The sequence below is a fragment of the Streptomyces sp. P1-3 genome, from assembly GCF_050613155.1.
Classification (GTDB): Bacteria; Actinomycetota; Actinomycetes; order Streptomycetales; family Streptomycetaceae; genus Streptomyces.
The window spans coordinates 2,762,921-2,783,584 of record NZ_CP192512.1; the positions used below are offsets into that span (position 1 = coordinate 2,762,921).

Annotated in this window: 18 protein-coding genes; 12 read left to right on the plus strand and 6 right to left on the minus strand. The window is 72.5% G+C overall.

What is annotated here, in order from left to right:
• Nucleotides 1–13 precede the first annotated feature (13 nt).
• On the plus strand, nt 14–964 hold the full coding sequence (locus ACQUSR_RS11425) for a LysR family transcriptional regulator (RefSeq protein ID WP_431042460.1): 951 nt from the start codon (nt 14–16) through the stop codon (nt 962–964).
• Nucleotides 965–971: 7 nt separating this feature from the next.
• On the opposite strand, the gene ACQUSR_RS11430 is transcribed toward ACQUSR_RS11425, so the two are convergent.
• Complete coding sequence (locus ACQUSR_RS11430) at nt 972–1,181, minus strand: hypothetical protein (RefSeq protein ID WP_431042461.1); 210 nt, start codon at nt 1,179–1,181, stop codon at nt 972–974.
• Nucleotides 1,178–1,441, minus strand: a complete 264-nt coding sequence (locus ACQUSR_RS11435) for a hypothetical protein (RefSeq protein ID WP_431042462.1) — start codon at nt 1,439–1,441, stop codon at nt 1,178–1,180. The genes ACQUSR_RS11430 and ACQUSR_RS11435 overlap by 4 nt, the downstream gene beginning before the upstream one ends.
• An 89-nt stretch (nt 1,442–1,530) precedes the next feature.
• On the opposite strand from ACQUSR_RS11435, the gene ACQUSR_RS11440 reads away from it, so the two are divergent.
• Genes ACQUSR_RS11440 through ACQUSR_RS11450 form a run of 3 tightly spaced genes read left to right on the plus strand, consistent with a single transcriptional unit; the run spans nt 1,531 to nt 3,160 of the window.
• A complete protein-coding gene (locus tag ACQUSR_RS11440; protein WP_431042463.1) occupies nt 1,531–2,445 on the plus strand; it encodes a helix-turn-helix domain-containing protein in 915 nt (304 codons plus the stop codon).
• Nucleotides 2,439–2,744 (plus strand): DUF397 domain-containing protein, encoded by a 306-nt coding sequence (locus ACQUSR_RS11445; protein WP_431042464.1) that lies wholly within the window; start codon nt 2,439–2,441, stop codon nt 2,742–2,744. Before ACQUSR_RS11440 ends, ACQUSR_RS11445 begins: the two co-directional genes overlap by 7 nt.
• Nucleotides 2,741–3,160 (plus strand): NUDIX hydrolase, encoded by a 420-nt coding sequence (locus ACQUSR_RS11450; RefSeq protein ID WP_431042465.1) that lies wholly within the window; start codon nt 2,741–2,743, stop codon nt 3,158–3,160. The genes ACQUSR_RS11445 and ACQUSR_RS11450 overlap by 4 nt, the downstream gene beginning before the upstream one ends.
• Here the strand turns inward: ACQUSR_RS11450 and ACQUSR_RS11455 are convergent.
• Entirely contained in the window at nt 3,101–4,042 is a 942-nt protein-coding gene (locus ACQUSR_RS11455; RefSeq protein ID WP_431042466.1) for a hypothetical protein, read from the minus strand. The two genes, ACQUSR_RS11450 and ACQUSR_RS11455, sit on opposite strands and share 60 nt — an antisense overlap.
• A 196-nt stretch (nt 4,043–4,238) precedes the next feature.
• On the opposite strand from ACQUSR_RS11455, the gene ACQUSR_RS11460 reads away from it, so the two are divergent.
• Nucleotides 4,239–5,603, plus strand: a complete 1,365-nt coding sequence (locus ACQUSR_RS11460; protein WP_431042467.1) for a glutamate-cysteine ligase family protein — start codon at nt 4,239–4,241, stop codon at nt 5,601–5,603.
• A 34-nt stretch (nt 5,604–5,637) separates the two neighbouring features.
• Here the strand turns inward: ACQUSR_RS11460 and ACQUSR_RS11465 are convergent, their stop codons facing one another.
• Complete coding sequence (locus ACQUSR_RS11465) at nt 5,638–6,399, minus strand: class I SAM-dependent methyltransferase (RefSeq protein WP_431042468.1); 762 nt, start codon at nt 6,397–6,399, stop codon at nt 5,638–5,640.
• A gap of 119 nt (nt 6,400–6,518) precedes the next feature.
• A complete protein-coding gene (locus tag ACQUSR_RS11470) occupies nt 6,519–8,066 on the minus strand; it encodes a ricin-type beta-trefoil lectin domain protein (RefSeq protein ID WP_431042469.1) in 1,548 nt (515 codons plus the stop codon).
• 108 nt (nt 8,067–8,174) lie between these two features.
• Between ACQUSR_RS11470 and ACQUSR_RS11475 the strand changes: the two genes are divergently transcribed.
• The 5 genes from ACQUSR_RS11475 to ACQUSR_RS11495 all read left to right on the plus strand — a co-directional run bounded on the left by ACQUSR_RS11475 (nt 8,175) and on the right by ACQUSR_RS11495 (nt 16,815).
• Nucleotides 8,175–9,584: a class II fumarate hydratase gene (locus tag ACQUSR_RS11475; protein ID WP_431042470.1), complete on the plus strand. Its 1,410-nt coding sequence runs from the start codon at nt 8,175–8,177 to the stop codon at nt 9,582–9,584.
• Nucleotides 9,585–9,723: 139 nt separating this feature from the next.
• Nucleotides 9,724–10,413 (plus strand): cytidylyl-2-hydroxypropylphosphonate hydrolase, encoded by a 690-nt coding sequence (gene fomD, locus ACQUSR_RS11480; protein ID WP_431042471.1) that lies wholly within the window; start codon nt 9,724–9,726, stop codon nt 10,411–10,413.
• Between the two features lie 146 nt (nt 10,414–10,559).
• Nucleotides 10,560–11,300, plus strand: a complete 741-nt coding sequence (locus ACQUSR_RS11485) for a class I SAM-dependent DNA methyltransferase (protein WP_431042472.1) — start codon at nt 10,560–10,562, stop codon at nt 11,298–11,300.
• Between the two features lie 1,764 nt (nt 11,301–13,064).
• Nucleotides 13,065–15,194, plus strand: a complete 2,130-nt coding sequence (locus ACQUSR_RS11490) for a SpoIIE family protein phosphatase (protein WP_431047512.1) — start codon at nt 13,065–13,067, stop codon at nt 15,192–15,194.
• A gap of 157 nt (nt 15,195–15,351) precedes the next feature.
• Nucleotides 15,352–16,815 carry a catalase gene (locus ACQUSR_RS11495; RefSeq protein WP_431047514.1) on the plus strand — a complete coding sequence of 488 codons (1,464 nt, stop codon included), beginning with the start codon at nt 15,352–15,354 and terminating at the stop codon, nt 16,813–16,815.
• Between the two features lie 52 nt (nt 16,816–16,867).
• Here the strand turns inward: ACQUSR_RS11495 and ACQUSR_RS11500 are convergent, their stop codons facing one another.
• Entirely contained in the window at nt 16,868–19,105 is a 2,238-nt protein-coding gene (locus ACQUSR_RS11500; RefSeq protein WP_431042473.1) for a transglycosylase domain-containing protein, read from the minus strand.
• A gap of 237 nt (nt 19,106–19,342) precedes the next feature.
• Here ACQUSR_RS11500 and ACQUSR_RS11505 point away from each other — a divergent pair, with 237 nt between their 5' ends.
• Both ACQUSR_RS11505 and ACQUSR_RS11510 read left to right on the plus strand, forming a co-directional pair.
• The gene (locus ACQUSR_RS11505; RefSeq protein WP_431042474.1) at nt 19,343–20,257 is read left to right on the plus strand and encodes an SPFH domain-containing protein; all 915 of its coding nucleotides are present in this window, start codon (nt 19,343–19,345) and stop codon (nt 20,255–20,257) included.
• 10 nt (nt 20,258–20,267) lie between these two features.
• Nucleotides 20,268–20,585, plus strand: coding sequence for a hypothetical protein (locus ACQUSR_RS11510; RefSeq protein WP_431042475.1), 318 nt, complete (start codon nt 20,268–20,270; stop codon nt 20,583–20,585).
• Nucleotides 20,586–20,664 lie beyond the last annotated feature (79 nt).

Genomic DNA, 20,664 nt, shown 5'->3' on the forward strand with positions numbered 1-20,664 from the left:
CGGGGGAGGATTCATGACCGCGGACCCAAGTGCACATCAATTGCGTCTGCTGCTCGTACTGGCAGAGGAGTTGCACTTCGGCCGTGCGGCAAAACGGCTGTACATCAGCCAGCCCGCACTCAGTCGGCAGATCCGCTCCCTTGAGGAGCACTTGGGCGTCGCCCTCGTGGAGCGCTCCACGAGGCGGGTCGAGCTCACACCGGCAGGTGAGGTACTGCTGCCGCGGGCGCGAGCCGTGGTGGACGCCTTCGGGAGCCTGCGCGAGGCCGCGGAGGCCGAGGCGCACTCACGCACGGGCCGGGTTGTGCTCGGTTCGTACACCTCCGCCCTCCCGAGCCTGCGGATCCTCATGGACCAGTTGCGTGAGCGGCACCCGGTCCCCGACATCGAGTGGCGCGAGGTGGGCCATGTCGATTACGGGAGCGCTCTCCTGGACGGGAGGATCGACGCGGCCATCTGCTACGGGCCCGCGCCCGAAGGCATCCACACGCTCCGGCTGGGCACCGAGGCCCGGTACGTCTGCCTGCCCGACACCCACCCGCTGGCGGACCGCGAGGCGGTGAGCCTCGCAGAACTGGCCGACCTGCCCGTGATCGGCTTCTCGCCTCACGTGGACCCGGAGGCGCGCGCCTTCTGGGCCGCGGACCCGCGCCCCTGCGGAACGCCCGTGAGGTACACCGACCACGCCCCCACCACCCTGGAGTCCTGCGTCACGCACGTCAGCATGGGACACGGCATCCGTTTCGTCCCCGAAAGCTACCGTCACGTCATGCCCCGGCCCGGCGTGCGGTACCTCCCCGTCACCGGCCTTTCCCCCTGCATCGGGGTACTGGCCTGGTCGGCCACCCGGCCGCCCGCCCCCGCTCTCAGGTCGCTCCAGCGCCTGCTGCGCGATCACGCCCGTCCGACGGATCTGGACACGCTCATCGCCAACAACCGCTGGTCGAACGCGGCTCCTCTATGACTCGTTCCTATGACCCGTTCCTATGACCGTTCCGCCGACAGCGGGCGCATCCGCAGGGCGGGTACACGTGGGACATCAGCGGCGGCAGGTTGTCACCGGGCCTGAACTCCACCGGCGGCCGCTTCTCGGTCACCCGGCCGTCGCCGGAGACCCGGTAGACGCGCAGGGTGAGCAGCCGCCCGCGCGGCTCTTGTGCTTCCAGGTCCGTGTCCTTCACCGGCCCAGCCCTTCGCGCAGCCGCAGCTCGTACGCGACGAGGTACGGGCGCGCCAAGGCGAGGGTGTCGCCGTCGATGGGCGGGATGTGGTTGCGCCGGTGGCGGGGTGTGGGGTGCTGGGGCGGGTCCCAGGGCCATACGAGGATGACGCGGGGGCCGGGGCATACGTGTGCAGCGCCAGGTGCGCGGTGCCGCCCGGCTGGACGGAGGGCCAAGAACCGCCTTACGCGGGTCAGGCAGCGGGCGATAGCGTCGAACACGTCATCAGCTCCTCGCGGATTCAGCTGGTGGCCATGCCCCGGGGCCGGTGCGACGGTCGCCGGGGTCAATCACGTTGAGTACACCCATCGTGACCGCACCCGACGTACGCTCAACAGAGCAGATGTGTCCCCTGGTTGCTCAGGGGACAGGGAGGGATGGGCCGATGACGTTCCAGCCAGGTGATCTCACGCCGGACCGCTCAGCGCGGGACCACTTCGGGGCGGAGGTCCGGCGTCACCGCGAGAAGGAAGGCAAGTCGCTGCGAGGGCTGGCCGATGTGCTGAACTACAGCAAGTCGCACCTGGCGCGGATCGAGAAGGCGGAGTCACTGCCGTACGAGGACCTTGCGGCGAAGCTGGATGCCCACTTCGGTACGGGGAAGCACTTCGTGCGGCTGTACGCGGCGGCAAGGAACGATCCGCTCCGCATCCCGAACCAGTACCGCCCCGTCTTCGCAGTGGAGAAGCTGGCCACCGTCATCGAGGCTTACGAGAACGCCCTCGTCAAGGGCCTGATCCAGACCGCCGAGTATGCGCGGCATGGGTTTCACGCCGGGCTGCCCTACGCTCCGGAGGCGGAGATCGAGGCGATGGTGAGGTTCCGGATGGGCCGTCAGGCGCTGCTCCGCGGATACAACCCACCGCGCTGCTGGTTCATCTTGGATGAGATCGTGTTGCGCCGTCCGCAGGGCGGGCGCGAAGTGATGCACCGCCAGATGGCCAAACTCGTCAAGTGTGCGGCGCAAGCGCACATCACCATCCAGATCCTGCCGTTCGCCGCGGGCGAGCACGGAGAGATGGGCAGTTCACTGTCGCTCTACACGGTGCCCGACCGGCCGTTGGCCGCCTACCGGGAGGGAGCCCACTGGGGAGCCATGGTCAAGGGCGCCAATGCGGTGGCAGAACGCCGGGACAGCTTTGAGATGCTCCGGGCCATGGCCCTGTCACCGCGCGACTCCGAGGCGATGATCCGAGCAGCAATGGAGGACTGGAAACCGTGCTGATCACCCAGAGCCTGAGCGCTGCTGTCTGGCGCAAGAGCAGCTACAGCGACGGGAATGAAGCCGCGTGCATCGAGGTCGCGGAGGGCTTCCCCGGCGCCGCCCAGTGGCGTAAGAGCAGCTTTAGCAGCCAGGCCGGAGCCGAGTGCATCGAGGTCGCCCACAACTGTCCCGGCATCGTCCCCGTCCGGGACAGCAAGAACCCCCACGGCCCCGCCCTCCTCTTCCCCGCCGACGCCTGGGCGGCGTTCGTCGCGGGCGTGAAGGCGGGCGACTTCGCGGGCTCGGGCGGCGGCGCGTGACCATACAGACCCGCGTCTCCGCGTACGCGCTCGCCACCGACGAGGGCCGGATCCTGCTCACCCGGCTCGCGGACTCCTCCCCCGTGTTCGAGCCGGGGCTCTGGCATCTGCCCGGCGGGGGGATCGACCCCGGTGAGCAGCCCGTGGACGCCCTGGCGCGCGAGTTGCTCGAGGAGACCGGGCTGGAACTCCTCGACGCCCGGCTGCTGGACGCGCGGACGTACGCGGCGCACCGGATCGGCCGTCGGCGGCACCTCGTGGCGCTGTTCTACGCGGTCGACCTCGCGCCCGGCACCCCGATCGTCACCGCGGCCGACGAGAGCACCTCAGCCGTGGCGTGGCTGTCCCGTGCCGGGCTACGGGACACGATGCTGTCCCCCGCCGCCGCCGACGGCCTGCGAATCCTCGGTCCATGACACGGTGACGGCTTCGCCGACGGTGATGACCAGCGAGCCCCGCGCGAACCGCAGGACCGCCCCGCGCGCCTCGCCCGCCTCGTCGGTGAGCTCCTCCACCGCCAGGCAGGCGCCGGGCTCGGCCTGCGCGCCGATGCTCGGCAGCAGGTCCCGGTACTGCCACCGGTCCTCCTGGTGGCACCAGAACGGAACCTTGGGCCAGGTGCCGTGCCCGACGCGCAGCGTCCAGTCGGTCCACGAGGTGAACACGACGGAGTCGGCGTCGGCATCGGCGTCTCCCGGCACGATCTCCACCGCCTCCAGCGACGCCGCCGCTGTCCCGTCGCCGTCCAGGGGACAGTGGTACAGGCCGAGCAGCCTGGCCGAGGTGGTGCCCGCCAGGCCCTGCGCGGCGTTCCGGCGCTCGCGGCGGCCCTCGGGCAGCGGTTCCACCCTGGCCCTCGGTAGATGCGGCACCGGCTGCTCCACCGCGTCGACCGTGTACGAGGGTCCATCGGGTTCCACGTCGTCCGACGCGTCGACACGGCACCGCGTCACCAGGCCCTCGGGCGTGGCCGCCCAGTACGCGCTCGGCGGGAACCACTCGGCCGGGTAGACGACCGTAGTCCCCGATGCCGTCGCGAGCCGGTCGCAGAGGGCCTGCTCGGTGAGGTCGGAGGCGACTGATTCCCGTACGGAGACGTCGAGGATGACGGCCAGGTCGCCCTCGGGCAGGAAGCGGTAGTCGCACAGGACGGGGGCGTCCCAGTCGCGGTCGTCCCGGACGTCGTCCTTGTCCGCCACGTCCACCGACTCGACCGGCACGTTCAGGACGGCGGCCAGCGCGGCGGCGAGCGCGTGCGGCTCCAGCCGGTGGACGGTGAAGAGGTCGCAGGTGATCACCCGGCCACCATGGCAGAGAGCGCGGCCCGGTGGTGCTCTCCCCCCCCACCTCGGCCCCCGCAGCCCCCGGAACCCGGGAAAGACGGGGCTGCGGGGCTCGCCCCCGCCGGGAGGCCTCCGTACGGGTGCCGCCAAGTGGCCCGCCGCGGCTCGCCGCGTCAGGCTGGTGGGCGACGACGTCGCGAGGGGCGTACACATGTCTGACAAGACCGTGAACGGGGCCGGGCTGCGGCGCGACGACCTCAGGTCCCTCTTCACCCCGTCGGTGACCGGCTCCGAGCGGATCGGGCTGGAGGTCGAGAGCGGCGTGGTAGATCCGGAGAGCGGGCTCGCCGCCCCGTACGAGGGGAGGAACGGGGTCAAGGCCGTCCTGGAGGCGGTGCTCGCCGAGTGGGGTGGGGAGCGCCTGTACGACGCCGGGCTGATGACCGGCGTGCAGCTGGCGGACGGGGCACAGATCACGCTGGAGCACGGCGGCCAGCTGGAGTACTCGTCCGTCCCGGTCGACGGGCTGGCCACGTCCGTGGACGCCATGCGCGGCATGTTGGAGCGGCTGTCGGAGCTCGTGGGCCGCTTCGGGCTCGCTCTGCTGCCCGGCGCCCTGCTCCCCTTCGACCGGGTCGAGACCGTCCCCTGGGTGCCGAAGGTCCGCGGGGCCGTCATGCGGGACTTCTTCTCCCGCATCGGCGACCCGGGCAGCGGGGGGCCGCAGACCATGGCGATGTCGATGTCAGCGCAGGTGCACCTGGACTACCTCTCCGACGAGGACTTCACCGAGAAGCTGCGGATGCTGGTGGCCGCGTCGTCGGTGGTCTCCGCGCTGCTCGTCAACTCGCCGCTGAAGGAGGGCCGGTCGAACGGGCTGCTGTCGCACCGGTCGCAGGGCTGGCTGCGGATGGACCCGCGCCGCAGCGGCGTCCTGCCGCCCGCGCTGCGCGGCGACGTCAGCGCCGACGACGTCATCGACTGGGCGCTGCGGGTCCCCATGATCTACTACCCGGACTCCGACGGGACGTTCCGGTCCGCCCCCGACCGGCCCTTCGGCGCGATCCTGCGGCACGGCTTCGACGACGGGTCCATGCCGACGTACGGCCACTGGATCTCGCACATGTCGCAGATCTGGACGGTGGTCAGGGTCCGCCAGACCTTGGAACTGCGCGCCGGGGACGGTCCGCCGTACGCGCACATCGCGGCCGTACCGGCGCTGTGGGTGGGGCTCGCGTACCACCCGCCGTCGCGGGCGGCGGTCTGGGAGCTGCTGCGGCACTACAGCGTGGCGGAGCACGACGCGGCGATGGCGAGGCTGCCGGCCGAGGGGCTGCGCACCATGCTCGGCGGCGACCGCGTCCACGAGCTCGCGACGGAGCTGCTCCGGCTGGCCCGGGCCGGTCTGCTGGCCCGGGTGGCCGCCGGTCTGGAGCCGCGGAAGGTGGTGTTCTATCTGGATCCGCTGGACGAGGTGCTGTCTACGGGGAAGACGTTCGCCGAGCAGTGCCGGGACCGCTGGGAGACGGATCTGCGGCGTGACCCGCGCCGCTACGTGGACGCGTTCCGCGTCTGAACGCGCCGCCCCTCGGCCCCCCGTCAGCCCTCGGTCAGGGGCGTGTGCCCACCAGCAGGTCCACCACATACGTCTCCTGCACCATGCCGTCCGGGAAGGTCTCGCCCAGGTGGCCGCGCTCCTCCGCGAGGAAGGCCCTCGTCCCGGCCTTCCCCAGGACGAGGAACGCCGAATGACTGGTGATATTGGCCAGATGCACGTCGAGCGGGACGGTACGGCTCCAGCGCAGCAGCCGCCGCGTGACGTCGAGATCCGCGATGCCGGCGAGCCGGGCGGCATCGCCGTCGTCGGGGCGCTTCCCGTACGGCAGCCCCACGCCGCAGTGGCGCGCGATGCGCTCGTTCTGGGCAAGGACCCAGGGCTTCTCAGCGGCGGCGGTGTTCCACCACAGCGCGAGCGCGCCCCCCGGGCGCAGGACCCGCAGTGCCTCGGGGACGGAGCGGCCGGTGTCGGTCCAGTGCCAGGACTGCGCGTACGTGATCAGGTCGCGGGAGGCGTCGGCGAGCGGCAGGGCGTTGCCGTCGCCCCGGATCACGGGTACGTCGGGAATCGTGCGGCGGCACTCGGCCGCCATGGCGTCGCCGGGTTCCACAGCGACGACGTCGGCGCCGCGCTCGTGCAGCAGGGCGGTGGCTATTCCGGTGCCCGCGCCGACGTCGGCGACCCGGGCGCCCGCGAGGGGGCGTCCGGTGATCTCCTCGACGGCGTCCAGGAGAGCTGCCGGGTAGGAGGGCCGGTTCGCGGCGTACTGGGCGGCGGCCGCGTTGAAGGAGTGTGCGCGCGAGGGGGTGGTCATGGCCCCATCCTGCCCAGGTGGTTCCGCCCCGGACCCCCACTTGGCCCAGGGCGGAACCCGTGTCACGGCGAACCCGTACCGCCTATGGGAGGCCGTACGGGTTCGCCGAGCCGTACTGGCTACGCGAAGCGCTGCGCCGTCCCGCCGTCGCACTTCTGCAGTCGCAGCCGCTCCTTCGCCGACGCCAGCGTCAGGCACAGGTCCTGCGCCGCCGCCGGGCGGAGGGTTCCGGAGACGCGGGTGAACTTCTGGTTCGTACCGCCGTGGCAGTCCCACAGGACCACCGCCGCGCCCGCCGCGTACTTCCCCTCCGGCACGTCCACGCACCGGTCCTGGCTCAGCTCCGTGTGCAGGGAGCCGCGGGCCGTGTCGTACCACCAGCCCTGGTTGCGGCCGCCGTGGCAGTCCCAGCCGCCGACCGCCGTGCCGTTGCGGCTGGCCGCGGCCGTCGCGTCCAGGCAGGTGCCGGTCGCCTCGTTGCGCAGTGGCCGGTACTTGTCGTCCCAGGCGCCCGCGAAGAGCACCGGTTTGCCGCTGGAGGCCGCGTCCGCGCAGCTCGCCTCCCGCAGACCCGAGTTGTACAGCTGGGTGAGGCAGGAGGCGAAGGCGGCGTGGCCGCGGGCGTTGGGGTGGAAGGACTGGCGGACGGAGTTCTCGTCCGGCGGGAAGGGGTTGGTGACGTCGACGTACAGGCCGCGGGCGAAGGTGTTGTCGCTGCACACCTCGTGCCCGTGGAAGAGCCGGGAGTTGTCGAGGTAGACGGCCCCCGTGTTCCGCGCCACCTGCCGCATGCCGCGTTCGAAGGCGGGCACTGCGGTGTTGCGGCCCCACGCGCTGTCGGAGGTGTGGCCGGTGCAGCCGCCCGGCAGCTTGCCGGGGAAGTCGGGGTTGTCCTCGAAGTCGGGGCCGATGGGGCTCGGGTAGCCCATGACGACCAGCTTGTAGTCCCCCTCGGCGTACCCGGCGTCGCGCATCACGGTGCGCAGGTCCCGTACGGTCGCCTCGACCTTGGGCACCAGCGCGTCGACGCGGGCCTGCCAGCCGGGCGCGTACTTGGGTTCGCACGCGCCCTGGAGGGTGAACCAGCGCACCACGCAGTCGGTCATGACCGGGCCGAACTGGAGGTCGTCGTTGGCGCCCGCGACCAGCAGCACCATCTTGATCTTCGTGTTGCGGGCCTTGACGGCGAGGTTGTCGCTCTGCACCAGCTCGTCCGGGTACTGCTTGCCGCCGCCGATCCGGATGTTCCCGGTGTACGCGCCGGAGCAGGCGACGTTGTACGTGACGTCGGCCGGGATGCCGGTGCGGTGGACGGCGGCGTCGGGCGAGCGGTGGCACCAGTTGTCGGGGCCGTTGGTGCCGGGTTCGTAGGTGCCCACGCCCTCGCCGGAGATCTCGCTGTCGCCGAGGGAGATGAGGGACGTCCTGCGCTGGTCGAGGGGGCGCTCGGCCGGGTCCCCGTAGAGCTTCGCCGCCTCCGCGGCGCGGATCTTCTCCAGCTCGGGCGGGAGGGGGGTGGCCGCGGTGGCGGTGGCGCGGGGGGTGCCACCGGCGGCACGGGTGTCGTCGGCGGCCGCCTGGGGTGCCGCGTAGGCGCCGCCGAAGGCCGCCGCGCAGGCCGCGACGGCCACCAGGGTGGAGCGCACGCTGTGTCGTGTCCGATGCATGGTGCTGCCTTCCCGGTATCGGTGTTACCCCGGGTATTTACTGGCAGGTAGCGGTGGTTGGGAATACGTCGGACAAGACAAGTGCTCAGCTTTTTGAGGAGGTCATTGATGACGACCAAGACCGAGGGCGACGGCGACCGGTACCGGATCGAGCACGACTCGATGGGTGAGGTGCGGGTGCCCGCCGATGCCAAGTGGCGGGCGCAGACCCAGCGCGCGGTGGAGAACTTCCCCGTGAGCGGGCAGCGCCTGGAGCGCGCGCACATCGAGGCGCTGGCCCGGATCAAGGCGGCGGCCGCCACGGTCAACGCGGAGCTGGGCGTGCTCGACAAGGATCTGGCGGAGGCGGTGCGGGAGGCGGCCACCGAGGTCGCCGAGGGCCGCTGGGACGACCACTTCCCCGTCGACGTCTTCCAGACCGGCTCCGGCACGTCCTCCAACATGAACGCCAACGAGGTCATCGCCACGCTCGCCACCGGGCGCCTGGGCCGCGAGGTGCACCCCAACGACCATGTGAACGCGAGCCAGTCCTCCAACGACGTCTTCCCGTCCTCCATCCACATCGCCGCCACCGCCGCCGTCACCCGCGATCTGGTCCCGGCCCTGGAGCACCTGGCCGAGGCGCTGGAGCGCAAGGCGGCCGAGTTCGCGGACGTGGTGAAGTCGGGCCGTACGCATCTGATGGACGCCACGCCGGTGACGCTCGGTCAGGAATTCGGCGGGTACGCGGCCCAGGTGCGGTACGGGGTGGAGCGGCTGCGCGCCACACTGCCCCGGCTCGCCGAGCTGCCGCTGGGCGGCACCGCCGTCGGCACCGGCATCAACACCCCGCCGGGCTTCTCCGCCGCCGTGATCGCCGAGGTCGCCCGCGCCACCGGGCTGCCGCTCACCGAGGCCCGCGACCACTTCGAGGCACAGGGCGCCCGCGACGGACTGGTGGAGGCCTCCGGCCAGCTGCGCACCATCGCGGTCGGGCTGACGAAGATCTCCAACGATCTGCGCTGGATGGCCTCGGGCCCGCGCACCGGACTGGCCGAGATCGCCCTCCCCGACCTCCAGCCCGGCTCGTCGATCATGCCGGGCAAGGTCAACCCGGTGATCCCGGAGGCGGTGCTGATGGTCGCCGCCCAGGTGGTCGGGAACGATGCCACGGTCGCCTGGGCCGGCGCCTCCGGCAACTTCGAGCTCAACGTCATGCTGCCGGTGCTGGCCAAGAACGTGCTGGAGTCGGTCAGGCTGCTGGCGAACGCCGCGCGGCTGCTCGCCGACCGCACGGTGGACGGGATCACCGCCAACACGGAGCGCGCCCGGGAGTACGCCGAGTCCTCGCCGTCGGTGGTCACCCCGCTCAACCGCTACATCGGGTACGAGGAGGCGGCGAAGGTCGCCAAGAGGTCCCTGGCGGAGCGGAAGACCATCCGCCAGGTGGTCATCGAGTCCGGCTACGTCGACCGCGGCCTGCTCACACGGGAGCAGCTGGACGAGGCGCTGGACGTGCTGCGCATGACCCGCCCCTGAGCGGCGGGTACGGCCACCCCGCGGAGGCCGCGCCGACCCGCCCCCGAAGACCGCGCCGACCCCGCCCGTAACCCCCGGGATACCCGGATCTGCGGTTTACGTCACGGCGCGGCGACGTGGGCGCACCTAAGATCTGCGCATGACAGCGGATGCGGTGGAGACGACGGAGACGGCGGGCGGCGGCAGACCCTGGGAGCCGGGGGAGCACATCCTGTGGCGCTACCGCGGCAACGCCATCGACCGGATCCACATCTGCCGTCCGGTCACCGTCGTCCAGGACACCGCCGACCTGCTCGCCGTCTGGCTGGCGCCCGGCACCGCCTGCGTGAAGCCGCAGCTCGCCGACGGGACGTGGGTGCACCGCGAGCCGCTGCCCACCCGCTACACCAAGCCGCGCACCACCGTGCCGTGCCAGTGGATGGGCACCGGCGTGCTCAAGCTGGCGCGGCCGGGCGAGCCGTGGTCGGTGTGGCTGTTCTGGGAATCGGGCTGGCGTTTCAAGAACTGGTACGTGAACCTTGAGGAACCGCGCCTGCGCTGGAGCGGAGGCGTCGACTCGGAGGACCACTTCCTGGACATCGCGGTCTACCCGGACCACAGCTGGGAATGGAAGGACGAGGACGAGTTCGCGGCCGCACAGCGCGCGGGCCTGATGGCCCCGGAGCAGGCGGAGCGGGTACGGACCGCGGGGCGGGCCGCCGTCCGCATGATCGACTCCTGGGGGAGGCCGTTCCGGGAGGGCTGGGAGGACTGGCGACCGGACCCGCGCTGGTCCGTTCCGGCGCTTCCCGCCGACTGGGACCGCACGCCGGCGCACATGGGGTCGTGAACGGGGTCGTGAACCTCTTGCTGCGCCCCTGTGTTCCAAACGTAGGATCGTCGTCCAGAAGGCTGCGCAGACAGGAAAAGAGACATCAGGCACAACTCACGGGCGTTGCGGATTATTTGACGCACGGTCACAGGAGGGGCTCAGTCGTGAGTGGTGACGGCGACTACGACGACGCCGGCGGCGGCGACGGCGGGGCGTACGCGGGGTACGAGGGGTACGGGCGGCTGGCGCTGGACCGGGCCGGTCAGGCGGAGGCGTTCGACGCCATCGGCGACCGCTACGACGAGGCGTTCCCGCACAAGGAGGGCCAGCTCGCGGTCGGCCACTGGCTGGCCGAGTCCCTCGCGCCCGGCTCCCGCGTCCTCGACGTCGGCTGCGGCACCGGCCTGCCCACGGTCCGTCAGCTCCTGGACTCCGGGCACGAGGTCGTCGGTATCGACATCTCGCCGGGCATGCTGAAGCTGGCCCGGGAGAACGCCCCGGGCGCCGCCTTCCACCGGGCGGACCTGGCCGATCTGCGCCCCGGTGGCGGGTACGGCCCCGGCGGGAAGCACGACCTCGGACGCTTCGACGGAATCGCCGCGTTCTTCTCGCTGCTGATGCTGCCTCGGGCGGAGATTCCGCACGCGCTGCGGACACTGCACGGGCTGCTGAGACCCGAGGGACTGCTGGGACTCGCCATGGTGGAAGCGGACGTGGACGACTTCGCGATCCCGTTCCTGGGCAACACGATCCGGGTATCCGGTTACCTGCGGGACGAACTGCGGCAGGTCGTCGGTGACGCGGGCTTCGAGGTGACCGGGGAGGAATCGCACGCGTACGCCCCGGCGAGTACGGACGTACCGCCGGAGATCCAGCTCTTCCTGCACTGCCGACGACGTGCCTGACACAGCGTGCGCCCGAGCGAGAAGGGCGCACAGCCCCGGACGGATGGAAACCCACGCGTGACGGAGCACTCGACTCCCCCGAATGAACGGCAGGCCGCCGCACCTGCCGCGGCCTCGCGCGCCTCGGACAACCCGAGTGCCGCGAGGTACGACGAAGCGCACGGCGCGGTCCCGGACCCGCGCGGTGCGCTGCAGCGGCCTGCCCCGGCGCGCCGCGAAGGCGCCCGCCCAACCGGCTCCGGCGCACCGGCGGCCTCCGCGTCGGAGAGCCCGGCCCCGGCGCCCCGTCCGGAGCACAGCGCCCCGGACGGCGAGCGGACGTGGACCCCGCAGGGCACCGCCGACGAGCGGGCGCACGCCGCCACGGGTGACGAGCGGACGCGGGACCCCGAGCGCGCCGCCTCGGGTGACGAGCAGTCGCGGGCCTCCGAACGCCCGGCCACGGGTGACGGGCAGTCACGGGAGCCTGAGCGCACGGCCATGGGTGACGGGCAGTCGCGGGCCCCCGAACGCCCGGCCACGCGTGACGGGCAGTCACGATCCCCCGAACGCCCGGCCACGGGTGACGAGCGGCCCCGAGCCCCCGAGTTCGCGGCTACGGGTGATGGGCAGTCACGGGACCCCGAACGCGCCGCCACAGGTGACGAGCAGTCACGGGACCCCGAGCGCGCCCCCGTGGCGGGTGGCCCGCGCCGGGTCGCCGCCGTGCGGGACGAGCACGCGGCGTGGGACAGCGGGGGGACGTGGGGCGACCGCGCGGCAGCGGGTGACGGCGCCGACGAGCGGCAGCACCCGGCGTCCGCCGCCAGGACCGGCGCGACGCCGAGCGGACACCCGGATGGGACCGTCGGCGGCAGCCGCGGCACGGCGGGTGGTACGGACCGGCGCGGCCACGCGACCCGTGCGCCCCGGCCGGGGGGCCTACCAGCCGCAGCCGGAGGAGGCACGGACCGCGAGGCCGCCGCACGGGCGGCGGGACAGGGGCACGGCGAGATGACCGACGACACCGGGGACGCGGAGACCGCGGAGGACCCCACCCGCCGCCGCGGCGGCGGCGCTCCGGCCGACCGGACACCGCAGCCGCCCGACGACGCCCCGAACCGCCGCCGGACACCCCCCGGGGACACCCCGGAGCGCGGTGGCGGCTCCCGCCGCGCCCGCCGCGTACCGCGCCCGGGTGGGGCGGGCGGCGATGCCGTCGGCAGTGCGGCCGACGAGCACGGTGAGGCCTCTCCTCGTACCACTGGCGGGACCCGTGGCCCCCGCGGCCGAGGCTCGCGGGCGACCGCCGCGCGCGAGGGAGCCCAGGGCCAGGGCGCCCGGACACCGGACGCTCCCGGAGCGGCGTCCGGCCCCGGCGGACGCGACGCCGAGGCAGCCGCCGCCATCACCGGTACGGCAGGCGGCGCGCCGGACGCCGCCGGGGGATCCGGCACAGGCGCCGACGCGCCCGGCGGTCAGCACCCCGGGGCGCGGGGCGCGGCGGCCGACCGCGCCTCCGGGAATCGGCGTTCCGGGGCCGGCGGGCCTGGTGCGGGCGGTCCCCTCGCGGGCGATGAGGGCGGCGCCGCGCGCCGCCCGGGTGGCGACGTCTGCGCGGCGTGCGGCGGGCCCCGGTCCGCGGATGCGGCGGACCCCGGACGCGAAGGGCACCACGGCCCCGTAGGCCGCGGCGCAGGCGACGGACACCACGGGCCCGAGGGCCGTGACGGACGCGAGGGACACGACGGCCCCGAAGGCCGCGAAGGGCACGGCCAGCGCCACGTGCGCGAGGGGCACGGGGCGCACACGGGTGCCGCCGCGCACGGTGAGCCGCGCGCCGGGACCGACACGGCACCCGGCGACCCCGACGGCTCACGCACTACGCCACCGTCCGGTGCCGGGGTGCCCGCACCGCGCGACACAGCACCCGGCGGGCCCGACAGTTCGCGCACCGCGCCGCCGCCCGGCAGCGGCGGGATCCCCGCACCGCACAACACGGCGCCCGGCGACCCCGGCGGTTCACCCACCATGCCGCCGCCCGGTGGCGGGGTGCCCGCAATCGGCGACCCCGACGGCTCACGCACTACGCCACCGTCCGGTGCCGGGGTGCCCGCACCGCGCGACACGGCGCCCGGCGACCCCGACAGTTCACGCACCGCGCCACCGCCCGGCAGCGGCGGGATCCCCGCACCCCGCGACCGGGGCGGGGACCGGCTGCGGTTCGTGGGCGCCGCGACGCGGCGGATCGCCCGCGGGATCGACCTCGACGAGATCGTGCTCGGCCTGTGCCGGGCCACCGTGCCCACGTTCGCCGACGCGATCCTGGTCTATCTGCGCGACCCGCTCCCGGTCGGGGACGAGCGGCCGGTCGGCCCGGTCGTACTGCGGCTGCGGCGTACCGACCGGATCCCGGAGGAGCCGGACACCGACGGGGTGCGGCTGCCGCTGCTGCCCGCGCAGCCGGACCTGTCGCCGGTGATGGCGGGCGGGCCCGCCAACGAGCTGTGCGAGGTGGAGCCGGGCGGGCCGCTGGCGGAGGTGCTGCGCGGGGTGCGGCCGGTGTTCGGGGACTCCCCCGCCGCCCGTGCCGCCCTGCCGGAGCTGCTGGGCGACGGCCGGACCGTGGCGACCGGGCAGCGCACCGTGCTGGCGCCGCTGCGCGGCCGCCGGCGCGTCATCGGCGCCGCCGTGTTCGTACGGCGCCCGGACCGGCCGCCGTTCGAGCCGGACGATCTGCTGGTGGCCGCGCAGCTGGCCACCCACACGGCGCTCGGCGTGGACAAGGCCGTGCTGTACGGCCGCGAGGTCTACATCGCCGACGAGTTGCAGCGCACCATGCTGCCGGACTCGCTGCCGCAGCCCACCGGGGTGCGGCTGGCCAGCCGCTACCTGCCCGCCGCCGAGACGGCGCGGGTGGGCGGCGACTGGTACGACGCGATCCCGCTGCCCGGCAACCGGGTCGCCCTGGTGGTCGGCGACGTCATGGGGCACCCGATGACCTCGGCCGCGATCATGGGGCAGCTCCGCACCACCGCGCAGACCCTGGCCGGGCTCGACCTGCCGCCGCAGGAGGTGCTGCACCACCTGGACGAGCAGGCGCAGCGGCTGGGCACCGACCGGATGGCGACCTGCCTGTACGCGGTGTACGACCCGGTCGCGCACCGGATCGTCGTGGCCAACGCGGGCCATCCGCCGCCGGTGCTGCTGCACCGCGGCGGCCGCGCCGAGGTGCTGCGCGTGCCGCCGGGCGCGCCGATCGGCGTCGGCGGGGTGGACTTCGAGGCGGTGGAGCTGGACGCCCCGGCGGGCGCGACGCTGCTGCTGTACACCGACGGCCTGGTGGAGTCCCGGATGCGGGACGTGTGGACCGGGATCGAGCAGCTGCGGGAGCGGCTGACCGCGACCGCCCGGCTCACCGGCCCCAATCCGCCGCCGCTGGAGCCGCTGTGCGACGAGGTGCTGGACATGCTCGGGCCCGGTGACCGGGACGACGACGTGGCGCTGCTGGCGGCCCGGTTCGAGGGGATCGCGCCGAGCGACGTGGCGTACTGGTATCTGGACCCGAAGGCGCAGACGGCCGGCCAGGCGCGGCGGCTGACGCGCCGGGCGCTGGACCGCTGGGGGCTGGGCGAGCTCACGGACTCGGTGGAGCTGCTGGTCAGCGAGGTGGTGACGAACGCGGTGCGGTACGCGGAGCGGCCGATCACGCTGCGGTTGCTGCGGACGGACGTCCTGCGCTGCGAGGTGGGGGACGACGTTCCGCAACTGCCCCGGCTGCGCCAGGCCCGCCCGTCCGACGAGGGCGGGCGCGGGCTGTACCTGGTCAACCGGATGGCGCGGCGGTGGGGTGCGACCCGGTTGAGCACGGGGAAGGTGGTGTGGTTCGAGCTGGGGATGCCGCCGGTGTCCTGAGGTCGCCGCGGTGTTCCGGGATGTCGCCGGTGTCCTGGGAGGCCGCCGGTGTCCTCAGCTTGGGGGCACCGGTTGAGGTTGCCGAGCAGCCAGGGGCAGAGTTCACTCAATGATGGACAAAACGGACTCCATCCCCGCCGCCTGGGAGGCGCTCGCCATGGCCGACTCCGTTCAGGACATCCCCTACACCACCAACAACGCCGGAGTCCCGGTGGAGAGTGACGAGCACTCGCTGACCATCGGCCCCAACGGCCCCATCCTGCTCCAGGACCACTACCTCATCGAGAAGATGGCCCAGTTCAACCGGGAACGGGTGCCCGAGCGGGTGGTGCACGCCAAGGGCGGTGGCGCGTACGGCTTCTTCGAGGTGACCAACGACGTCAGCCAGTTCACCAAGGCCGACCTCTTCCAGCCCGGCAGGCGCACCGAGATGCTGGCCCGCTTCTCCACCGTGGCGGGCGAGCAGGGCAGTCCGGACACCTGGCGAGACCCGCGCGGCTTCGCGCTGAAGTTCTACACCGACCACGGCAACTACGACCTGGTCGGCAACAACACCCCGATCTTCTTCGTTCGCGACCCGCAGAAGTTCCAGGACTTCATCCGCTCGCAGAAGCGCCACCCGGCCACCGGGCTGCGCAACAACGACATGCAGTGGGACTTCTGGACCCTGTCGCCGGAGTCCGCGCACATGGTCACCTGGCTGATGGGCGACCGGGGCATCCCGAAGACCTGGCGCAACATGAACGGCTACGGCTCGCACACGTACATGTGGGTCAACGGCGGCGGCGAGCGGTTCTGGATCAAGTACCACGTCAAGACCGACCAGGGCATCGACTTCCTCACCCAGGAGGAGGCGGACCGGCTGGCGGGCGAGGACGCCGACCGGCACCGGCGCGACCTGCACGAGGCCATCGCCTCCGGCAACGCCCCCTCGTGGACGATGTACGTGCAGGTCATGCCGTTCGAGGACGCCCCGGACTACCGCTTCAACCCCTTCGACCTGACCAAGGTGTGGCCGCACGGCGACCACCCGCTGATCGAGGTCGGGCGGATGACGCTGGACAGGAACCCGGAGGACTTCTTCGTCCACATCGAGCAGGCCGCGTTCGAGCCGTCCAACCTGGTGCCGGGCATCGGCCCGTCCCCCGACAAGATGCTGCTCGGCCGGCTGTTCTCGTACCCCGACACCCACCGGTACCGGATCGGCCCCAACTACGCGCAGCTGCCGCCGAACCGCCCGCACTCCCCGGTGCGTTCGTACGCCAAGGACGGCCCGATGCGCTACGAGCCGGCCCGCACCGGCGCGGTGTACGCCCCGAACTCCCACGGCGGCCCCGCGGCCGACACCGCCCGCTTCGGCGACCCGGCGGGCTGGCAGGCGGCCGGCGAGATGGTGCGCGAGGCGTACAAGCTGCACCGCGAGGACGACGACTGGGGCCAGCCGGGCACGATGGTCCGCCAGGTGCTGGACGACGCCGCCCGGACCCGGCTGGTGAACAACGTCTCCGGCCATCTGCTCCAGGGCGTGAGCCGGGCGGTCCTGGACCGCGCGATCCAGTACTGGCGCAACATCGACAAGGAGATCGGCGACCGCATCGCGGGCACGGTCAACGGCGGCTGAGCGGGCCGCCCGGCAGGGTGGGGGCCGCCCGCGGCGCCCCCCATCCTGTCCGCTACTCGCGGAAGCGGTCCGGCAGGCCGTCGTCCGGGTCCGGCGGCGTCGGGCTCGTGGGCCGCGTCGGCGTCGGGGTCGGCGACGGGCTTCCCGTCGGGGTCGGCGTCGGGCTCGGCGACGGACTACCGGTCGGCGTCGGGGTCGGGCTCGGCGACTGGCTGGTCCGGGTCGGGCTCGGGGTCGGCGACTCCGACTCCCGGGTACGGGTCGGGGTGGGCTTCGGCGGCGGGGCGACCGCCGCGCCCATGTCCGTCTCCAGGTCGAACTTCGCCGCCGCGTCACCGCTCAGCGCGTCGTTCATGTACGCGGCCCATATCTCGGCCGGGTACTCGCCGCCGTTGACGCGGTCCCCGCCGCCGGTGCCGCGCAGCGTGACCTGCTTGCCCTTCTCCCCCTCACCGAACAGGCCGACCGCGGTGACCAGGTCCGGGGTGTAGCCCACGAACCAGGCGGACTTGTTGTCGTCGGAGGTACCGGTCTTGCCCGCGACGTCCTGGCCGGTCCGGCGCACCGCGTAGCCGGTGCCGTCGTCGACCACGCCGGTCAGCACGGAGGTGACCGAGTCGGCCGCCTCCCGGCTGATGACCTCCTCGCCGATCGGGTCCGGCAGGTCGGCGCGCTCGTTGTCGCCCTTCTGTGCCGACTTCACCAGCTGGGGGGTGACCTTCTTGCCGTGGTTGTCGAGGGTGGCGTACACCCCGGCCATGTCCAGCGGGCTGGCGCCCATGACGCCCAGCGACATCGAGGGGGTCTCGCCGAAGCCGCCCGCGTCCGCGTTCATGCCCAGGTCGACGGCGGTCTTCTTGACCTTGTCCAGGCCGACGTCGACGGCCATCTGCGCGAAGACGGAGTTGACCGAGTGGTTCATCGCCTTCTGGACGGTGACCTGGCCGAAGTCCTCGTTGTCCTCGTTCGGCGGGGCGAAGGCGACGGTGCTGCCGACCACCTTGCGCCGGCTGGTGCCGTCGTAGACGCTGTCCGCCCGGATCGAGGCGCCGTCCTGCGTGAGGGACTCGTTCTGCAGGGCGGCCGCCAGGATCAGCGGCTTGAAGGTGGAGGCGGGCTGGTAGTCCTCGCGGGTGGCGTTGTTCGTGTAGTGCTGGGGCCAGCCCGCGCCGCCGTACATCGCGACGACCGCGCCGGTCTCGGGGTCCACGGAGGCGGCGCCCGCCTGGGCGTGCCGGTCCACCTTGCGGGCCTTGGGGTCCAGGTCGTCGGTCAGCTGCTGCTTGACCGCCTTCTCCAGGGCCTTCTGCCGGTCCTTGTCGATGTTGAGCTTGATGGTCCAGCCGCCCGCCTCCAGCTCCCGCTCGGAGATGGCACCGGAGCTGATCAGCTCCTTCTTGGCGGCCTCGACCAGATAGCCGGCCTGGCCCGCCACGCCGGGGGTCGCGCGGGGCTTGTCCGGCACGGGGAAGTCCATGTCCTTGCGCTCGTCCGCGCTCAGCCATTCCTTCTCGACCATGTTGTCCAGCACGTAGTTCCAGCGCGCCTTGACCAGCCGCTTGCCGTTGGGACCCGCGTTCTGCCAGTCGTAGCTGCTGGGGGCCTGGAGCAGCGCCGCGAGGTAGGCGCCCTGCTCGACGCTCAGCTTCTCGACGTCGACGCCGTAGTACGCGCGGGCCGCGGCCTGGATGCCGAACGCGCCGCGGCCGTAGTAGCTGGTGTTGACATACCCCTCGAGGATCTCGTTCTTGGACATCTTCTTGTCCACCTTGAGCGAGATCACCAGCTCCCTCAGCTTCCGGGAGACCGTCTGCTCCTGGCTGAGGTAGTAGTTCTTGACGTACTGCTGGGTGATGGTGGAGCCGCCCTGCTTGCCCTTGCCGAGCAGGGTGTTGAGGATGCCGCGGGCGGTGCCGGAGACCGAGACGCCTGAGTCGGTGTAGAAGTCCTTGTTCTCGGCCGCGACGAACGTGTGCTGGACGGCCTTGGGGATCCTCGACAGCGGCACGTTCTCGCGGTTGACGTCACCGGTACGGGCCAGGACGGTGGTGCCGTCGCTGTAGGTGTAGATGTTGCTCTGCGCCTCGGCCTGCTTGTTGGGGTTGGGCACTTCCACGATCAGGTACAGCGCGATGAAGGCGCCGACGACGAGGGCGCACAGCGACAGGAAGTAGGCGAGCAGCATCTTCCAGGTGAAGAACCGGCGTATGCCGGTCTTCTTGCTCTTCGCCGCTCTCTTGGCGCCGCGTGCGCTCTTCTTCCGCGCCCGCCGCTCGTCCGCTCGGCCCATCGCTCCTGTCGCTCCAGTCTCGTCATCCCCCAAGCCAGCTCATGAAGCTAACCCGCAACTCCTGGCAAATGCCCATGGATCAAGGCTTTTCCGGACGTGACAATCCACACCCGCGCCATGGGAACTGACGAGCGAGGGCCGCGCGAGGTTGTGCGAGGCGTTAAAGTGATATCACTTTGCTAGTCCAGCGCACCGACCATTTGCTGGTTCAGCGCACCGACCAAACGGGGGGACCCCATGCCCGACATCGACGCCTCACAGGAATCGCCACTGCGGGAGCGGCCCGCGGCCAGCGCGAGCGGTGGCCTGGCCCTGCTGGCCGGCCTGCTCGGCCTGGCCGCCGGCATCCTGGCCATCGTCCTGGCCGCGGCCACCTCCCTCGCCGGAACGGTGGACGCGGCACTCATCACCGGCGGGGTGGCGGCGATCCTGGCCTCCTTCACCCTGCTGTGCGGGCTGAACACCCTCGCGCCCGGCGAGGCCAAGGTCGTCCAGCTCTTCGGCCGCTACCGCGGCACCCTCCGCACCGAGGGCCTGCGCTGGGTCAACCCGTTCACCAGCCGCGCGGACATATCGCTGCGGGTCCGCACCCACGAGACCGAGGTCCTGAAGGTCAACGACGCCTACGGCAACCCGGTCGAGCTGGCCGCCGTGGTGGTGTGGGAGGTGGACGACACCGCCAAGGCGATGTTCGCGGTGGACGACTTCGTGGAGTTCGTCGGCACCCAGACCGAGGCGGCCGTCCGGCACATCGCCATCGCGTACCCGTACGACGCCCACGAGGAGGACGGGCTGTCGCTGCGCGGCGACGCCGACGAGATCACCGTCAAGCTCGTCGCCGAGCTCCAGGAGCGGGTCGCCGCCACCGGTGTACGCATCGTCGAGTCGCGCTTCACCCACCTCGCGTACGCTCCGGAGATCGCCTCGGCGATGCTCCAGCGGCAGCAGGCGGGCGCCGTCGTCGCGGCCCGCCGGCAGATCGTTGAGGGCGCGGTCGGCATGGTCGAGCAGGCGCTCGCCCGGATCGCCGAAGACGAGATCGTCGAGCTGGACGAGGAGCGTAAGGCGGCCATGGTCAGCAATCTGATGGTGGTGCTGTGCGGCGACCGGGCTCCGCAGCCGGTCATCAACACGGGCACCCTCTACCAGTGACGGACAGCCCATGACGGACGAGCGCCCCCGGGCCCGGCAGCGGCAGCGCAAGCAGGTGCTGCTGCGCCTCGACCCCGCCGTACACGACGCACTCGCGCGCTGGGCGGACGACGAGCTGCGCAGCGCCAACGCGCAGATCGAGTTCCTGTTACGCAGGGCGCTCGCGGAGGCGGGCCGGCTGCCGGGGAACGCGGGCCCGATGCCGCGCCGGGGGCGGCCGCCGCGCGCTCCGGCGGACGACGAGCGCTCCACCGAGCAGCCCCCGACCGGGCAGTCCGCCGCCGAGCAGTCCTCGACCGAGCTGCCCTCCGCCGGGCCCGCCGACTGAGGAGAGCCTGGCCCTCCCGCCATCCCGACGGGAGGGCCTTCACCCGTCCCATCCACCCTGACCTGCATAAATGATCTAT

What these genes read in the sequence shown, in the direction of transcription:
- ACQUSR_RS11425 (WP_431042460.1), top strand. Translation starts at nt 14, where the DNA reads ATGACCGCGGACCCAAGTGCACATCAATTGCGTCTGCTGCTCGTACTG.
- ACQUSR_RS11460 (WP_431042467.1), top strand. Translation starts at nt 4,239, where the DNA reads ATGTCTGACAAGACCGTGAACGGGGCCGGGCTGCGGCGCGACGACCTC.
- ACQUSR_RS11465 (WP_431042468.1), bottom strand. Translation starts at nt 6,399, where the DNA reads ATGACCACCCCCTCGCGCGCACACTCCTTCAACGCGGCCGCCGCCCAG.
- ACQUSR_RS11470 (WP_431042469.1), bottom strand. Translation starts at nt 8,066, where the DNA reads ATGCATCGGACACGACACAGCGTGCGCTCCACCCTGGTGGCCGTCGCG.
- ACQUSR_RS11475 (WP_431042470.1), top strand. Translation starts at nt 8,175, where the DNA reads ATGACGACCAAGACCGAGGGCGACGGCGACCGGTACCGGATCGAGCAC.
- fomD (WP_431042471.1), top strand. Translation starts at nt 9,724, where the DNA reads ATGACAGCGGATGCGGTGGAGACGACGGAGACGGCGGGCGGCGGCAGA.
- ACQUSR_RS11495 (WP_431047514.1), top strand. Translation starts at nt 15,352, where the DNA reads ATGGCCGACTCCGTTCAGGACATCCCCTACACCACCAACAACGCCGGA.
- ACQUSR_RS11500 (WP_431042473.1), bottom strand. Translation starts at nt 19,105, where the DNA reads ATGGGCCGAGCGGACGAGCGGCGGGCGCGGAAGAAGAGCGCACGCGGC.
- ACQUSR_RS11505 (WP_431042474.1), top strand. Translation starts at nt 19,343, where the DNA reads ATGCCCGACATCGACGCCTCACAGGAATCGCCACTGCGGGAGCGGCCC.
- ACQUSR_RS11510 (WP_431042475.1), top strand. Translation starts at nt 20,268, where the DNA reads ATGACGGACGAGCGCCCCCGGGCCCGGCAGCGGCAGCGCAAGCAGGTG.